The 16,420-nt window shown below is 67.7% G+C and carries 10 protein-coding genes and 2 pseudogenes; 6 read left to right on the forward strand and 6 right to left on the reverse strand.

The window, feature by feature from the left end; translation table 11 throughout:
- A pseudogene (locus RH94_RS23055) lies at nucleotides 1-1,017 on the forward strand (serine/threonine protein kinase); the annotation flags it as partial.
- Between the two features lie 183 nt (nucleotides 1,018-1,200).
- Here the strand turns inward: RH94_RS23055 and RH94_RS23060 are convergent.
- A complete protein-coding gene (locus RH94_RS23060; RefSeq protein WP_143204056.1) occupies nucleotides 1,201-1,383 on the reverse strand; it encodes a hypothetical protein in 183 nt (60 codons plus the stop codon).
- A gap of 44 nt (nucleotides 1,384-1,427) precedes the next feature.
- On the opposite strand from RH94_RS23060, the gene RH94_RS23065 reads away from it, so the two are divergent.
- The 3 genes from RH94_RS23065 to RH94_RS23075 all read left to right on the forward strand — a co-directional run bounded on the left by RH94_RS23065 (nucleotide 1,428) and on the right by RH94_RS23075 (nucleotide 3,423).
- Nucleotides 1,428-2,534: a DUF4034 domain-containing protein gene (locus tag RH94_RS23065; protein WP_143204057.1), complete on the forward strand. Its 1,107-nt coding sequence runs from the start codon at nucleotides 1,428-1,430 to the stop codon at nucleotides 2,532-2,534.
- Between the two features lie 212 nt (nucleotides 2,535-2,746).
- Nucleotides 2,747-3,109 (forward strand): type II toxin-antitoxin system RelE/ParE family toxin, encoded by a 363-nt coding sequence (locus tag RH94_RS23070; RefSeq protein WP_073949679.1) that lies wholly within the window; start codon nucleotides 2,747-2,749, stop codon nucleotides 3,107-3,109.
- The gene (locus RH94_RS23075; protein WP_073949524.1) at nucleotides 3,106-3,423 is read left to right on the forward strand and encodes a helix-turn-helix domain-containing protein; all 318 of its coding nucleotides are present in this window, start codon (nucleotides 3,106-3,108) and stop codon (nucleotides 3,421-3,423) included. The genes RH94_RS23070 and RH94_RS23075 overlap by 4 nt, the downstream gene beginning before the upstream one ends.
- Before the next feature lie 243 nt (nucleotides 3,424-3,666).
- Here RH94_RS23075 and RH94_RS23080 read toward each other — a convergent pair whose 3' ends face one another.
- Nucleotides 3,667-3,876 carry a DUF397 domain-containing protein gene (locus RH94_RS23080; RefSeq protein ID WP_073949526.1) on the reverse strand — a complete coding sequence of 70 codons (210 nt, stop codon included), beginning with the start codon at nucleotides 3,874-3,876 and terminating at the stop codon, nucleotides 3,667-3,669.
- An 8-nt stretch (nucleotides 3,877-3,884) separates the two neighbouring features.
- Complete coding sequence (locus RH94_RS23085) at nucleotides 3,885-4,721, reverse strand: helix-turn-helix domain-containing protein (RefSeq protein WP_073949528.1); 837 nt, start codon at nucleotides 4,719-4,721, stop codon at nucleotides 3,885-3,887.
- Nucleotides 4,722-4,951: 230 nt separating this feature from the next.
- Here RH94_RS23085 and RH94_RS44280 point away from each other — a divergent pair.
- Nucleotides 4,952-5,062: pseudogene (locus RH94_RS44280) on the forward strand (ATP-binding protein); the annotation flags it as partial.
- A 181-nt stretch (nucleotides 5,063-5,243) separates the two neighbouring features.
- Here RH94_RS44280 and RH94_RS41520 read toward each other — a convergent pair.
- From RH94_RS41520 to RH94_RS23095, 3 genes are all read right to left on the reverse strand, one after another.
- Entirely contained in the window at nucleotides 5,244-5,801 is a 558-nt protein-coding gene (locus RH94_RS41520) for a hypothetical protein (protein WP_199881038.1), read from the reverse strand.
- Between the two features lie 269 nt (nucleotides 5,802-6,070).
- Nucleotides 6,071-6,637: a hypothetical protein gene (locus RH94_RS40400; protein WP_143204058.1), complete on the reverse strand. Its 567-nt coding sequence runs from the start codon at nucleotides 6,635-6,637 to the stop codon at nucleotides 6,071-6,073.
- A gap of 84 nt (nucleotides 6,638-6,721) precedes the next feature.
- Entirely contained in the window at nucleotides 6,722-12,904 is a 6,183-nt protein-coding gene (locus RH94_RS23095) for an RHS repeat domain-containing protein (RefSeq protein ID WP_234425976.1), read from the reverse strand.
- A gap of 465 nt (nucleotides 12,905-13,369) precedes the next feature.
- On the opposite strand from RH94_RS23095, the gene RH94_RS23100 reads away from it, so the two are divergent.
- Nucleotides 13,370-16,396 (forward strand): FG-GAP-like repeat-containing protein, encoded by a 3,027-nt coding sequence (locus RH94_RS23100; RefSeq protein WP_073949532.1) that lies wholly within the window; start codon nucleotides 13,370-13,372, stop codon nucleotides 16,394-16,396.
- Nucleotides 16,397-16,420: the final 24 nt, after the last annotated feature.

The following is a 16,420-nucleotide window of genomic DNA, read 5'->3' on the forward strand; positions in this document are numbered from 1 at the left end:
CCCATCGGCAGCCCCGCCTACATGGCCCCCGAACAGGCCATGGGCGGCGCCGTCGGCCCGTACACCGACCTGTACGCGCTCGGCGTGCTGCTGCACGAACTCCTCAGCGGGAGCGTCCCGTTCGCCGGCTCCACCGCGCTCGGCGTGCTGCACCGCCACCTCTACGAACCGCCCCTGCCCCTGCGCCGGCTGCGTCCCGAGATCCCCGACGCCCTCGAATCCCTCGTCCTGCGACTGCTCGTCAAGGATCCCCAGAACCGCCCGGCCAGTGCCCAGGCGGTGTACGAGGAACTGCTGCCGCTGCTGCCCTCGCGCGGCCCGCACACCGGCGGCCCCCTCGACCCCACCCGCCCCTTCCTGCGCCCGCACGCCCCCTGGCCCGACCGCGCCGTCACCCCCGCGCCGCGCCCCGAACCGCCCACCGCCGAGGCCGGCGGCCACCACGATGTCGCCACCGCCGTCGACGAGGTCAAACGACTGCTCGGCGAGGGCCGCATCACCCAGGCCGTCGACATCCTCGGCGCGATCCTCCCGGCCGCCGCCGCCCAGCACGGTGAGCACTCCCCGGTCGTCCGCACGCTGCGCAAGCAGTACGCGGCCACGCTGATGGACGACGGCCAGTACCGGCGGGCCCTGCCCGAACTGCGGCGCCTGGCCGACGAACGGGCCGCCGAGGCCGGCCCCGCCGACCCGCAGTCCCTCCGGTTCCGCTACGACGCCGCGCAGTGCCTCGAACAGCTCGGCGAACCGGCCGCGGCGCTCACCGAGTACCGGGCCCTGCTGCCGTACTTCGAGAACCGGTTCGCGGAGAACCCGTACACGGCCGCCGACCCCGACCTGCCCTTCGAACTCCGCCGCCGTATCGGACACCTGCTGCTCGCCCTCGGCGACCGGGCCGCCGCCCACGACACCCTGCTGCGCCTGCTGCACGACGCGGAGCGCCGCCACGGCCCCGGCCACCCGCTCCCGGGCGAGGTCCGACGGACCCTGCAGTGGCTGGGGCAGGTGCACGGCTGACCGCGGGGATCGACGTCTCCGTGCTCCCGCCCGTGCGGAGCGTATGGCTCAACTCCTCATCGGCCCGCGGGGCGATGTGCCGCAACGGGAGGCGGAGGCGGATCTCCACGCCCATTCACCGGCGCGCCTGTGGAATTCTGAGCACCCGATCGCTGAGCACGGCCCCACGCTACGAGGGGAATGTCAGGTGTCGAAGTCCGCGTGCAGCGAGAGGGTTCCGCCGAGGGCGACCGCGAAGACGGTTTCCTCCACGTGACGATCGGAGGGAGCCCGGGCGAAGCGAATGATCTTCGCGTCCGGGCGTGGTGCGTAGGTAATCTTTTCCGGTCCGTGCGCTTCCTGTGATCGGTCGTCCGGGATGATCATGTAGGTCATCCGTTCGTACGTCGATCCGAAGGTGTCGCAAGCTCATGCCTCCCATGCTTCTGAACATCCTCGGCGTCCTGGGGATCCCCGTCATGATCTGGGCCGTGTGGAGCACCACCCGGCTGGCCCGGGTCAACCGGAGGGGGACGGCCGGGATCGACGTCGCCGCGTACGGGCTCCTGCCGCGTGCGGAGCTGGATCCGGCACGGGGCGGCCCGCCCGCGCCGGAGGTGGCCGAAGCCGTGCGGGCGGCCCGGGAGGGTGACTGGCGCCCGGGTGCGGCTCTCCTCGCCGCGGCGGGCCAGGACTGGGACCTGCGGTGGGACCGACTCTCGGCGCTCGCCTCCGTCGCCTCCCGGGACGAGCGGTGGCTGAGCGCCTGGCGGGCCGAACGGCCCAAGGATCCCGACGCGGCGGCCGTGTACGCACAGGCGCTGCTCCATCGGGCCTGGGACGCCCGCGGTGACGGCTGGGCCAAGGACGTTTCCGCCGAACAGGTGGCCGGGTTCAGCCAGTTGCTGCCGACCTCCCTGTACGCCGCCCAGGAGGCCGCCGCGCTGGCGCCGCACGACCCTTCCCCCTGGGTCACGATGGTCACCGCGGCCCGCGGACTGGTCCTGCCGCACGAGGAGTTCCGCCAGTTGTGGAGCGAGCTGACCGCCCGCGCCCCGCACCACTTCTTCGGGCACCTGAACGCCCTCCAGTACTGGTGCGCCAAGTGGTGCGGCTCGGACCGGCTGGCCCACCGCTTCGCGCGGGAGGCCGCCGCCTCCGCCCCCGCGCACACACTCCTGTCCGTGCTGCCGCTGGAGGCCTCCTTCGAGCAGGCGCTGCAAGGCCCCGGCCCCGTGCCGCTCGCGGGCCGGAACCCGAAATCCGAGATCAACGCCGTCCTGAACGCGGTCGCCGCCGCTCCCGCCGACGACCCGAGGCTGCCGCTGGTCCGGCATGCGCTCGCCGCTTCCCTGGTCCTGGCCGGGCGGGGCCGTGAGGCCCTCGAGCAGTTCCGGCTGCTGGAGCCGTGGGTGGGCGCGCAGCCCTGGACGTGCCACGCGGACCCCGTCGCCGCCTTCGACCGCGCCCGCGCCATCGCCGTCCTCCGCTCCGGCAAGTGGTCCGCGACCGCCGCGACCGCGGCCCGCGGCGCGTAGCGGCTGAGAGGAGCCGGGCGTCCACCGATCGGCCGTGAAGATCGCCGCCCGGCCGCTGTCGCACTTCCCGTCCCCGCGGGGCGCGGTGGTCATGACCGGCGGGTTTCTTTCGAGGAGCGGGACAGCCGAGAGGTGGCGGGAAGCGAGAGTGACTCGTGGTCATCGGTTCGACACCCACAGCGTCCGAGTATATCTATCGGTATACTTGCGTTGTGCTACAGGACGAGTGGGAGATCTACGTCGTCGACGAGGTGCGTGAGTGGATCGACGGTCTTGAGCCGGCGGCGCATGCACGGGTGGTCCAGGCGTTGGATGCCTTGGCCGAAGGTGGCCCTGGGCTGGGTCGTCCGCTCGTTGACACGATCACTGGTTCGGCGTTGAAGAACCTCAAGGAACTGCGCCCGGGGACGACGAGAGTCTTGTTCGCGTTCGACCCCTGGCGTTCGAGCATTCTGCTGGTGGCAGGGGACAAACGGGACCGCTGGAGCGAGTGGTACGAGGAAGCGATTCCCTTGGCCGAGCACCGCTACGCCGACTATCTGAAAATGCGCACGGAAGAGGAGGGCGCACCATGACCGGTTACACACGCTGGAAGGACATCCGCGCCGAGCACGTCGAACGTGCGGGCGGCGAGGAAGCCGTCGCCGAGGGCAAGCGGGAACTGCTGGCCGAGGTGCTCGGGCACCGGCTCGCCGAGATCAGGCGCTCCCGGGGACTCACACAGGAGCAGGTGGCCGAGCGGATGGGGGTCAGCAAGGGGAGGGTCTCCCACATCGAACAGGGCGCGATCTCCGGTCAGGAGGTTCTCATTCGCTACGCCACCGCACTGGGCGGCGAACTGCACCAGGCGATCTATTTCGACAACGGGGACATCGCCGCCATCGCGTGAACCAGCCGACTGGGCTCGTTCCCGGCCGGCTGGTTCCGTCCACTGGCGTGCAAGGGGGGCCCGGCGGCTCAGCCGGGGCAGGAGCACTCCGGGTCGACTCCGCACAACTCGGGACAGATCGGAGTCTCCACTCGAACCGGGGTGGTTCGATTCTTGTGGTAGGCACTTGGGTGCGTCATGACGTTTCCGGCGCTCGCGGAGTCCTGGGTGTGTGCCCGCCTGGTGTCGGCCGCCCCGGACTGGTCAGTCGTCGAATCCGGCGAGGTCGGTCCCCGGTGTGCGGCCCTTGAGGGCTTCGAGGAAGGGGTTGAAGGCGCCGGCCGGGAAGGTGAGGGTGGCCCCGGCCGGGGCCTTGGAGTCGCGGACGGCTGTGTGGGTGGGGAAGTTCGCGATCTCCACACACTCGTTGCCGTCGCCCGGGCCCGAGTAGGACGACTTCCGCCAGGTGTTCATGGGGTTCCTCACAGCTCCTTCGCCAGCCTGTGGACGAATTCACGCGACTGTTCGGGTTCGAGTGACGCGGCCTCCACCTTACGGAAACTTGTTCGGTAGGTGGTGAGCTGAGCCTCGGAATCAATGAAGGCCGAACCGTGCAGCGCGTCGCGGACCACAGTGTCAAGCCTGGGCAGGGGGCCGCCCACGTACGTCATCGTGCTTGAGGCGCGGGCGAAGCCGTCCAGGTCGAAGGGGATGACGCGCACGGTGATGTGGTCCGCTTCGGAGAGCTCGAGGAGTCGGGTGAGCTGGGCCCTTGAGGTGGCACGGTCGCTGACTCTGATCCGGAGCGCCGCCTCATGGATCACCGCTTCGTACGGGATGGTGAACTCCTGGCGCGCCTTTCGGTGCCGGATGCGCAACTCAATTTCGTCATCGGTCAGTTCCGGCAGCCTGGACGAGAAGACGGCACGCGCGTAGTCCTCCGTCTGCAACAGGCCCGGCACGTACAGGATCGCCACGTGGCGCAGGAGCCGGGCGTGGTGCTCCAACTCGGACAAGTCCAGGAACGACGTGGGGAGGAGGCCCCGGTACTCCTCCCACCAGCCGCGTGTCCGATCGGTGGCCATCGCCACCAGGGCGTCGATGAGCTCGTTGTCGGTGCAGGCGTAGTGGGAGGCGAGGCGCCGGAGTCGCTGCTCGCTCACGCCCGCGAGTGCGGACTCGATGTGGGTGATCTGGGCGGGGCTCACGCCGAGCAGCCCGGCTGCCTGGCGGGAGTTGAGACCCGCGGCCTCACGGAGTCTGCGCAGTTCGGTTGCCAGCCGCAACTGGCGTGCCGTTGGTTCGCGCCTCTTCACCATCGACTGGTCTCTCTAACGCGCTTGTGGACGCGACTCGTTCGGCGTCAGATTACGCGACCGGCTTGCCGCGTCCCTAGATTTAGATCTACCGTCGGTGATGCGACGCACACGCTGCGGCATCCCGGGGTGCTGGAAGTGCACCGCTCCGTCCTGCCATGGCGGCTGCGGCAATGCCACCGCCCGAACGCCGCCGTGGACCCGATCCCTCACCCGCCGAACGGAGTTGACCCATGCCTGAAACCGGTATCGCCACAGTCGCCGACCCCTGGGAGTACTGCCTCTACATCCCCAACGACCCCCGCGCCGTCACCGTCAGCCGCCGCACCCTTCGCCTCATCCTCTTCCGCATTGGAGGAGCTTCCTCGGCCGGCAGGCGCCTGTCCGGCAGCCTCTTGCGGATCTCCAGCGCTGCACGGTCGGAGGTTTTGAAGAACCAGTCGACCAAAGAGCCCAGGAACACCAGCGGCATGCAGGGCTCTCCGTGCACCGCCTGGATCTCCAGGTGTCCCTGGCTGTCCAGGCTCAGTAGGAGAGCGAGACCAGCCCCAGAGCCGCCGACGCGCACACGAACAAGTCAGCGGAAATATTGCTTGAAATCCCCTTGCGGATCTTAGCCTCCTCAGAAGGAGCATGCCGCGCCTTACGGACCTGCTTACGGACTTCACGCATGGCCTTCTCCGCAGTCCCGAATCGACGGTCGATCAGGGACCCGGCGAATCCCACCACAAGATGCCCCTCGTCCTCAAGCCCCTGTCCCTTCTCATGAACGATCAGACTTCCTCCGGGACTCAACTCGACCTTGTATATGGCGCTGTAGGGGATCGAGAAGAAGAACAGTGGATTGACAATCGTCAGACACGTCTCCTGCAAGTGAATCCGAGAGCTTGTCATTCGCAGGCAGACTGCACCCGGAAGCAGCATCAAGGCTGCTCCCTCAATCGCCTCTGACTGCTCCTTTATGAATCCCCCAAAAATACTGAGAGAAGACGCCGCAATGAACCCCAAAAGGATCAGGAAATTTAGTATCCGATGGGAAGGGCGCCGAAGAACGCGCCCAGAATTTATTCTGGCATACTTCACACATACCTCCACTCTTTCGATAGATATCGAAGAATCGAGAACTTGCAGAAAGCACCCGAGCCGGCTTGCTCATTCAGCAGGATCCTATCTGCTTCCCCACACTGAGGTCCCCAGCACCACAGAATCCGAAGTTGAACCCAGCATTCGTGGCCATATTACCGCGAGTCGCGGCCCAGCCCATCGTTCTCGGCGCACCTCAACAGTGACTCACTCGAAGGCATTTTTGGTGAAAGCGGCAAGCCAATCTACGGCCGACCGGACGAGCATCTTTAGCGGCTAACAAAAATCGAGGTGATCGCAAGCCCAAAGGCTATTAGCACGGATGCCTCGACGACTACATCCCGAACAACCCCGCGCCGCACGGCCAGGTCGGAATCGCGTTTGTCGCGAACCTTTTTCTTGGCTTTATTGATTTCTTTCGCCGCTCTTTCCGCTGTACGGAAATGCCGATCTACAAGCGATCCGGCAAACCCAATTGAGTAGACCTCGGCGTCTTCCTCGGGAACCCCCTTTACATACATGACCAGACCTCTCCCACGACCCCCTTCTGCCTTATGCAAGAAATCGTAAGGAATCTCACGCCAGGCCATACAGTTGACAACCAGGATCCCCGTGGGCATCAGGTGCACACGAGACCTTGTCAAGCTATACGTGCCGGCGTTCGCAATGAGAACCAAGGCCGCCGCCCGCAACGCATCCACATCCGGCCTCCTGAACCCATCCAAAGCGGCGAAAGCCGCCACACCCCCATACGCAAAGGGTGTGAGCCATGAGATCACCTTGAACGACTTCCTCCATAGAATCACACCAGATTTGATGCTGCGGTAACGTCCCATTCGTCTCACTCTTTCACTAATCGGGTGGTCGGCAGATGAGAATCTGCCGACCACCCGCTATTTCATCATGTCACCTCTGAGGCATCAGCAGGAACCGAATTGGCTGCCAACACTCAGACTTCCGGCGCCACAGAATCCGAAGTTGAACCCCGAATTGGTTCCGATGGTGCCTCGTGTCGCTGCCCAGTCGACGGGCCCGTCCCTCCATATCGCGCCACTGGTCGTGGTGGCAGGCCGCACTCGCACTGGAGTTCGCGCAATGGCGCTGCCCCATAGTGCTTCCTTGCTCGTTGCACCGCCCCAGCGCGCGAACTTGAACGCCGAAACGCCACCAAAAGCGCCCCATGCGAGATTCTTACCGTACGTAGACATCTCCCACTTTCCGGTCGTAACGCGATCACCAAGCAAGGTGGCAGTTGCTACCGCGACCCCCGCACCCACGCAAAGTCCGGCCGACACCACAAGGCAGGCTGCAAAAGCTGCTCCCGGTAGGACTCTGTCCTTCCAGCCATCCCACGTGCCGAAGGTTTTCTTGGTCTCGCGTCCGAGCTTGGACCAGAAGCCCTCGTCCTGCTTGTTCTTCTTGCTGGTCTTCTTTGTGCTCACCGATGTGGTGGCCTTCTTGGCGGACTGGTTCTTCTTCGCGGTGTGGTGTTTCTTCACCGTGTACTGCTTGGTCGACGCTACTGTGCGTTTGAGGACCTTTTTCGCGCTCCGAGCGACCTGCTTGACCTTCTTGACAACCTTCTTTTTGACCTTCTTGGCCACCTTCTGGACGGTCTTGTTCTGCTTGACCTTCTGGACGACCTTCTTGACCGTCTTGGTGGCCTTCTTCACCACGCTCTTCACGCCGCTGACGATCTTTCCGAAGAAGAGTCCGTCAGGGTCGGAGAAGGTGACCGGGTTGTTGTTCGAGTAAGCGTACGCGTTCATCCGCTGCGACGAGCCGACGTCCGTCATCGGGTCGACGCTGATGAACCGACCCAGCGAGGGATCGTAGGCTCGGGCTCCCAATTGGGTGAGACCGGTGCCGTCCACCGTTCCCCCGACAAAGCCCTGGCTCCCGGGCCAGTACGCCGCGGCCGAGACCGCTCCCCGGGACTCGCCGAACGGAGCGAAGGAGCGGCGCTGCACCTCCTGGGTGGTGGCGTCGATCGCCGTGGTCGCCGTCCCGTGGTGGTCGTCGAACAGGAACTGGAGCGCCCCGCCCGTGCGGACCGCGACCGTGTCGCCGTCGAAGTCGTAGTACCGGGTGCCCTCCTTCTTGCCGGCCGGGGTGAGCAGCAGCTCGTTTCCGCCGGGCAGGTAGAGGGTGGTGCCGGTGCCGTCCTTGCGCAGCAGGCGGTTGCCGTCGGCGTCGTAGGTGTACTCGGTGGTGGAGCCGTTCTCCTCCTCCACCTTGGCGAGCTGGTTCTCGGCGTCCCAGGTGAGCTTCTGGTTCCGGCCGCCGGTGTCCCGGGTGGTCATGTTGCCGGTCGCGTCGTACGCGAAGGTGCCCGTGACCGTCTCCGTGCCGTTCTTGGTGGTGCTCACGGAGGTCAGCGCGGTCGGCTTGGCGCCGCCCTGCTTCGCGTAGTGGTAGGTGCGCCGCACGTCCTGGGCGGTGTTGCCGGAGGTGTCGTGCCGCACTTCCTCGGTCCGGTTGCCCATCCCGTCGTAGCGGTACGACAGCCAGTACGGCTCGGGGCCGCCGACGGTTTTCGCGCTGGCAGGGGCGGCGCAGTCGTCCTTCGCCGTCCACGCCTCGCTGATCCGCTGGAGCGCGTCGCTGACGAAGCACTGGGTGTCCGTCAGCTTGGTGTCGTCCTGGCCGGTCACCGTGGTGATCTTGTTGATGTTGCCCGCGAGGTCGAAGGAGTACTGCGTGTCCTCGACGCGGGACGGTGCCATGGTGCGGTCCGTGGTGGTCCGCAGCAGCTCACCGGTGTGCTCGTCGTAGGACCAGGTGCGGTACAGCCTCCGTGCCTGGTCGTTGAACTCGTTGCGCAGCAGACGGCCGAAGGGGTCGTAGGTGGCGGAGTTGACCAGGATCCGGCCGCCCGCGGTCAGGCCCTGCGCCTGGTCGTCGGCGCCGTACCGGGTGGCCACCCGCTCGGCGGGCAGGTTGCCCAGGGCCGGCTGGTTGACCTGGCTGAGCAGACCGGACCGCTCGTTGTAGCCGAACCCGAAGGCGTACGTGCCGGCGAGCGCGCCCTGCGACGACGGGATGGTCACCTCGATGCCGGTGGGCTGGTAGTCGTCGGTGTAGCCGGTGATGCGCTGCACGTAGGCCTCGCCGTTCACGTACCGGCGCGACTCGTCCATCTCACCCTTGGCGACCGAGTCGTACTTCCACTCGGACAGCACGGTCGACCCCTGCTTGAGCGCCGTAGGGCGGCCCAGCTGGTCGTAGACGCTGGTCAGGACCACACCCCGGGAGTCGGTCGTGGTGAGCTGCCGGTCCATCGAGTCGTAGGTGGTGTCGAGACTGCCCAGGTCCGGGTCCTCGGAGTGGGTCTCCCGGCCGCGCGCGTCGTACGTGTACGTGCGCACGTTGCCCGCCGGGTCGGTGATCCGCTCCAGCAGGCCCCGCTTGTCGTAGCCGTACGTGAGGGACTGCGAGGTGGTGCGGGCCTCGTTGGTGTACTCGATGACCTCGACGGTCCTGCCGAGCGCGTCGGTGACCGTGGTGTTGGACGCGCCGCCCTTCGGCGGGACGACCGTGGTCTGGTTGCCGTCGTACACCGTCGTGGTGCGCCGGGTCTCGGTGCCGTACTTCATGGCGACCGACAGGGTCGGGCGGCCGGCGCCGTCGTAGACCATCCGGGCCACCGCCGGCGCCTTGGTGTCGTCGCCGGCGACCAGCTCCGGTTCCGGTGCGCCGGTGGCGTAGTAGTCGTCGAAGACCTTCCAGTTCAGGCCCCGCGAGTCGTACTGCGTCTCGGTCAGTACCCGGCCGGTGCCGGAGCTCGACGGGGACTGGGTCTGGCGCTCGCGCAGCAGACCGTCGTAGATCTCGTAGCTGGTCTCCGTCGAGCCGTCGCCGCGCAGCTGCCGGGTGGTGACCACCGGGGGCTCGGTGCGCGAGATCCGGTACTCGTAGGCCGCGTTGGGCGAGTCGGGGTAGTCCGCCTTGCTCCGGCCGGGCTCCCAGACGCCCGTCAGCCGTCCGAGGGCGTCGTAGCCGAGTTCGGTCCGCTTGCCGTTGGCGTCGGTCTCCGCGACCGGCACACCGCGCACCGGGTCCAACTCGGTGATGAGGGTCTGGCCGAGCGGGTTGGTGTCGACCGTCTTCGTCGGCATGCCGGTGGCCGGGGTGTAGGCCGTCAGGACGCTGTTCTGCTGGGTGTCGGTGACCTTCACCGGGCGGCCGTAGGAGTCGTAGACGGTGGTGGCGGCGTCGATGAAGCCGGTGCCCGCGCCGTCGTTCTCCCGCTGGAGCGTGGCGTTGCCCTTGGTCGGGGCGGCGCCCAGCGTGGTGGAGCCGTCGTAGTAGGTGCGGGTCTCCGAGATCAGCTCACCGGGCGCCGCGCAGGTGCCCGCCGTCGCCTTCTCGGAGGCTTCCAGCTCCAGGATGTTCGCGGCGGTGTTCCGGGCGTACGTGGTGACGGTGCACGACTCGTCGCCGGACTTGGCGGTGTCGCCGTACTCGGTCTCGGTGGCGACCATGCCGTACTCGTCGAAGGTGCGCTCCGTCCTGGTGCGCAGCCAGCCGCCGCCCTTGGCCGGGGCGCGGGTGGTCTGCGCCTGCACCCCGGTGATGTCGGAGGTCAGGTCCGGCAGACCGGGACGGGCCCGGGTCGCCGTGGGGCCCTTGCGCCACGGGGTGGAGGTGTCCTCGGAGATCACCTCGCTGCCGTTGTAGGTGATCTCGGCGCGTTCCTCGCCCGCGAAGGACGGGTGGTCGGCGACCTCGTTGCCCTCGAAGTCGGCGACCTTGGCTCCGGATATGCCGCGGAAGTAGCGGGTGCGGCTGTCCAGCCGGGTGCCGTCGGTGCCGTTGCCGCCCTGGGTGCGGACCTCACCGTAGCCGCGGTAGTCGCTGTAGGTGCGGTGGTCGGCCTGGGTGAACTCGTCCTCGCTCTTGGCCCAGGCGGCACCGCCGATGTAGGTGTAGTCGGTCTGCTGGGTGGGCGAGCCGCCGACCAGGTCGTTCTCCAGGACCCGGGTGACGACGTACTTGTGGAACCAGTCCTTGATCGGCTTGTGGTCGGCCGCGGGGGAGTCGGACGACGACCAGTACACCGGGTAGCAGCGCCGGGTGTTGGAGGTCTCCGAGGGGAGGTCCCCCGGCTTGCAGTCCTTGTCCGAGTAGGTGATGCCGATGCTGGAGCCGGTCTCGGTGTCGATCTCCTGGACCCGGTAGCGCACCAGCGGCGGAATGCCGTCGCCGGTGGAGTCCACGCGGTTCGGGAGCTGGACGCCCTTGAAGGTGATCTCGGGCAGTGCCTTGCTGGAGCCGTCGCTCGCGTAACCGGTGCGGGTGATGCCGGCCAGCCACAGGGCCGGGGTGGATCCGTCACCGGCGTCCGGGAACTGGTGGCGCAGGGTCCAGTTGTCGACGTTCTTGTATCCGGAGCCGACGAGGACCTTGGTGGTCACCTGGGTGAGCCGCTTGGTGGTCCAGAAGGTCGGCGCGATGCGGTCCTTGCAGGTGTCGCCGGCCTTGCACTCCTGGTCGACCGGGACGTCGGGCCAGCGCTTGGCGTTGGCCGTGGTCCGCTTCGCCGGGTCGCAGTCGAAGCCGGAGTCGGGCAGGCACCGCTCGGCGACCGTGAACTCCACCTTGGCCATCGCCGCGTTGGTGGCGTAGACGTTGTCGGAGCGCAGCCCGTACTCGATCCGCAGCGGGTAGCCGCCGCGGACGTACTCGGTGGGCGTGCCCAGCCCGGTGGTGAGGGAGACGTTCCGGCCGTAGCGGTTGGTCTCGGCCGCGTAGTAGTAGGCCTTGGCGTTGCCGCTGGTGTCGACGACGTAGTCGAGGTTCCAGCGCCAGGCCTGGTCGCAGTACGAGTTGGCGAAATCGGTCGCGTGACACGGCTCGCCCGCCTGGTTGCCGTGGACCGGGACCGTCCACGTGGAGCGGGTCTCGGTCTTCCCCGAGGTCCAGCCCGGCAGACGGTTGTAGCCGAAGTAGTACTGGGTGCCCTCGGTGTCCGTGACCCGCCAGTACTCGCCGTCGTTGTCACCGTTGGCGCGGGCGGTGTCCTTGAGGCGCTCGACCTTGGTGCCGTCGTCGTCCTTGAGCTTCCAGACGCCGCTCTTGTCGTCCTTGACCAGCTCGTGGCTCTGGCCGTTCAGCGACAGGACGGCGTTGTCCGTGCCCCAGCACAGGTCGCCGTTCTTGTTCTTGTTGTTGCCGTCCTTCATGTCGTCGTTGCAGGACGTGTAACGACGCTCGATGCTGTTCTCCGTCAGCGACCAGCCGTCGCCGACCCAGTTGGTCTGGTTGTTGGTGGCCGAGGTGCGGCCGTCCAGGGACTGGGAGGAGTAGCTGAGCCCCAGTTCGGGGTCGAGGCCGCCGGGCGTGTCCGGGGTTTCCAGGGGATAGCCCCAGGTGAAGTTGCCGGAGGAGTCGCCCGCCGTCCACTGTCCGGACGGGCTGAGCGGGGTCGCCTTGTAGTCGCCGTTGGCGCCGGACGACGCGGCGGTGGCGGCGAGCAGGGTGACCCCGGGGCCGGCGGCGAAGCCGGTCACCGAGGGCCGGTCGCCGGATGCCGGGGCGACCGGGTCGCCGGAGGCGTCCGGGGCGGCGCCCAGCGGTACGTCCGCGGTCAGCGTCTGTCGCTCGGCGTCGTTGTCCGCGGGGAGCGCGGTGCCTGCGCCACAGTCCTTGGCATCCGCAGACTCCAGTGCGCAGGAAGGAAGTTGGCGCAGAGTGAGACGGGACGCCCAGTCGGCGCCGTAGTGGTCGGCCAGCGCCGAGTAGTCGAGGCTCACTCGGGCCGAGGTCCGCTTCAGCGCGTCATCGGCGCGCACCGCGAACACCAACCCGGTCACGCCGAGCCGACGGGTGGTCCGCTGGTCGAGCACCTGGATCCGGGCGCTCTGCGGCGCGGCCTCGTGCGCGTTGGGCGGAGTGCCGACGCGTACCGGCAGGGTGCCCGCGCGCGTCAGCCGCCCGCGGTCGCCCGGCAGGTCGACGACGGCCGTGCCCGGCTTCGGCAGCGCGGAGCCGGGGCGGACGGCACGGGCGTCACGAGCCGCGTCGTCCGACTTTCCCGCCTTTCGGCTTTTGACCGGAGAAACCGGGACAGGCGGCGTCTTCTCCAGGTCAATAAGGCGCAATCCGCTCGCCGCAAAGGCTGCTTCGGCGCTTATGAGACCACTGACCAGAACTACGGACACGGCGACGGAAACGGCTCTTGTCCATTTTCTTCGCATTGCCGATGATCTTGGCTGGATGTATCCGCCAGGTGTTGGTGGACGGCTCACCGTACCCCCTTGTGAAGAAGTGTTGATGCAGGTGAAGGATATTCGTCACCGATCTTCAGGGAAGGTTCGAAGCCGGCCACAGATGGCTGAAAATCGACTGTCTTTTTGAGTGGGGGCTCATTTATACAACATATTGTCCAATTTGCTCGTTCGGGGATATGGCTATTCTCTGTGCGTTTGGCATCACCGTTTCTACACAGGCTTGTCGCGTTCGCCCCGGTCTTGTGCAGTCGTGCACTCGGAGGGCGAAACGCGGGGGAGGGAAAAGACTTGTCACCCACACCACGCCCCGACCGGGGACGGCGAAGACTGCGTCCCGTGGTCATCGGCACCGTCGCGGCCGGGCTCCTCGGCGTCTGGCTGCCCCTGACCGCCACCGCGGTTCCGGCCGCACCGGCGGAGCCGGAGGACGCGGCCGCTCGGTCCGCGGCCGTCAAGGCCCTGAAGCGTGCCGAGGAGACCGGGAACCCGGTCGAGGTCGTCTCCGAACGCGGCGAGTACTCCAGTACGTTCGCCAACCCGTCCGGCACCTTCACCCAGGAGACGTACGCGGTACCGGTACGGGTCCGCCAGAACGGCCGGCTGGTCGACGCCGATCCGACCCTGGTGCGTGACCCCGACGGCACCGTGCGGCCCAGGGCGACCTCCGCCGCGATGGAGTTCTCCGGCGGCGGCGACGCCGCCATGGCGACCATCCGACGCGACGGCCGCAGCATGTCCCTGGGCTGGGACGGCAAGCTGCCGAAGCCGGTGCTGGACGGCGACACCGCCACGTACCCCGAGGTCCTCCCCGGGGTGGACCTGAAGCTGCGGGCCGGCGTCACCGGATTCCAGCAGCTTCTCGTCGTCAAGACCCGTGAGGCCGCGGCCGATCCGCGCATCGCCCGGCTGAACTTCCCGGTCAGCGCGGACGGCGTGCGCGTGAGCACCGACTCCTCCGGGAACCTCACCGCCGTCAACCCCGCGGGCCAGGAGGTCTTCACCGCTCCCACACCGTTCATGTGGGACAGCTCCGGCGTCCCGAAGGACGTGGAGCCGAGCGGCAAACGCTCGCTCGCCGCCGCCCTCGACGGGGACGCGGAGCCCGGAGAGGAACAGGACGGCTTCACCCGCGCGGACGGTGCCAAGGAGGACGTGGTGTCCGCGACCGTCGAAGGCGGTGTCCTGAAGCTGACGCCAAGTCAAGAGCTGCTCACCGCCGAGGACACGGTCTTCCCGGTCCACATCGACCCGTTCGTCTCCGGCGCCCGCAACAACTGGACCGCGGTCTCCAAGGTGTACCCGACGACCTCCTTCTGGAACCAGTCGGACAACGTTGCCCGGGTCGGCTACGAGTCGGACACCGGAGGCACCTGGCGCTCGCTGTTCACGATGGACACGCGTAACCTGGCCGGCAAGTCGATCGTGGACTCGACCTTCCGCATCAAGGAAACCCACTCCTGGTCCTGCACCAAGAAGCCCGTCGACCTGTACGCCACCGGCGCCATCAGCTCCGCCACCACCTGGAGCAAGCAGCCCACCTGGCCCACCACACCGCTCGCCACCGTGATCGACGCCAAGGGCTGGTCCAGCACCTCCTGCCCGGCGGGCAACCTGGAGTTCAGCGTCAAGAGCAGCGCCGTCAAGGCGGCCGACGGCAAGTTGGCCACCATCACCCTGGGCCTCCAGGCCAACGAGAAGGACACCTTCGGCTGGAAGAAGTTCGACGCCAAGACCGCGGTCCTCTCCACCGAGTACAACTCGCCGCCCGCCGCTCCCTCCGCCCTGGACACCGTCCCCAGCACCAAGAACGCCGCGGGCTGCGGTGACACCGCGCCGTACGGCTACATCGGTGACACGGACATCCAGCTCACCGCCAAGGCCAGCGATCCCGACGGCGGCACGGTCGACGTGAAGTTCCACCTCTGGGCGACCGGCCACCACCCCAACGACGACCCGAACGGCGTGCTGATCGTCAACCAGACCGTCGCCGTCACCTCGGGCTCGGTCGCGCGGCTCACCGTCGCCAAGTCCAAGCTCACGCCCCACCTGTCCGTCGCGAAGGGCAACTTCTCCTGGAAGGCACAGGCCAGCGACGGCAAGCTGACCAGCGACTGGACCCCCACCAAGGGGGCTCCCGGATGCCGCTTCGTCTTCGATCCGGTACGCCCCAGCACTCCGCCGGTCGTGAGTTCGCCGCAGTTCCCGGACGGTTCCGCGGGCTGGCCGGTCAACACCTCTCCGGTCCGCACCAAGGGCGTGTTCACCCTCGGCCCGGGAGCGGCCACGGACATCGCCTCCTACGAGTACTGGTCCACCATGGACGCGAAGGTGGTCACCAAGGCCCCCACCGGGCTGAACGGCTCGGTGACCGTCGAGCTGACGCCGACCAAGGCGGGACCGCAGTACCTCTACGCACGCGGTCTCGACCGGGCGGGCAACCGCTCGGACACACGGGCGTACCTCTTCTACGTCAACGGCGCCCAGGTGGCCGACAAGCTCGGTGACATCAACGGCGACGGTCACCCCGACCTGTGGGCGACCGACAGCGCCGGCACACTCCAGCGCTACTTCGGCGACGGCACCGGCAACGCGGTCAAGGTGAGCGAGCCCGCCTCCGCCGCCGGCCGCTACAAGGACGCCCTGACCACCCGCCGGGGCGACTGGACCGACGACGGGTACGAGGACCTGATCGCGCTCTTCCACGACGCCAAGGAGCGGCGGGACCGGCTCTGGGCCGAGCCCAACGACGGCACCGGCGCGATCGACCCGGCCGAACGCCGGGAGCTCGATGTCTGGTCGCCCGAGAACAACCACTGGCAGGGCGCCGACCAGATCATCGCCATCGGCGACGTCGACGGGCCGCTGGACCTCGACGACGACGGCGTCCTCGGCCCCGACGACCGGCCCGGCTACCCGGACCTGCTGGTGAAGAAGGGCGACCAGCTCTGGCTGTACTACGGCTCACCCTCCGGCTACCTCGACGAGTACGCCGACCAGCCGCCGGTCCTGCTCGGCGCCGGCGGCTGGTCCTCGCTGGACCTGGCGGCCCCGGGTGTGATGAGCGAGGGCGCGGGCGGTACGGCGATCCTCGGCCGTGAGAAGGCCACCGGAGAGCTGTACCTGTTCACCGCCACCGGTCCGAACGGTGCAGGACTCGGGTCCCTGGCGGGCCGTATCCAGGTCGGCAACAACTGGACCGCCGCCAACCGTCCGCTCTACACCGCCGTCCCCGACATGCGCGGTGACGGCAAGCCCGGCCTGTGGGCCACCGGGGGCAACGGTGACCTGTTCACCTACGCCGACATCCGGGGCCGGGGCACGGTCATCGACAACGGATTCCAGGGCTTCCGTTCACTGAACTGACTCCGGAGCCAGCCTGTTTGTCCT

It is taken from the genome of Streptomyces kebangsaanensis, from assembly GCF_001906585.1.
GTDB lineage: Bacteria > Actinomycetota > Actinomycetes > Streptomycetales > Streptomycetaceae > Streptomyces > Streptomyces kebangsaanensis.

Excerpts from the sequence above, each read along its gene's own strand:
- RH94_RS23060 (WP_143204056.1), bottom strand. The coding sequence starts at position 1,383 with ATGATCATCCCGGACGACCGATCACAGGAAGCGCACGGACCGGAAAAG.
- RH94_RS23065 (WP_143204057.1), top strand. The coding sequence starts at position 1,428 with ATGCCTCCCATGCTTCTGAACATCCTCGGCGTCCTGGGGATCCCCGTC.
- RH94_RS23075 (WP_073949524.1), top strand. The coding sequence starts at position 3,106 with ATGACCGGTTACACACGCTGGAAGGACATCCGCGCCGAGCACGTCGAA.
- RH94_RS23080 (WP_073949526.1), bottom strand. The coding sequence starts at position 3,876 with ATGAACACCTGGCGGAAGTCGTCCTACTCGGGCCCGGGCGACGGCAAC.
- RH94_RS23085 (WP_073949528.1), bottom strand. The coding sequence starts at position 4,721 with ATGGTGAAGAGGCGCGAACCAACGGCACGCCAGTTGCGGCTGGCAACC.
- RH94_RS40400 (WP_143204058.1), bottom strand. The coding sequence starts at position 6,637 with ATGGGACGTTACCGCAGCATCAAATCTGGTGTGATTCTATGGAGGAAG.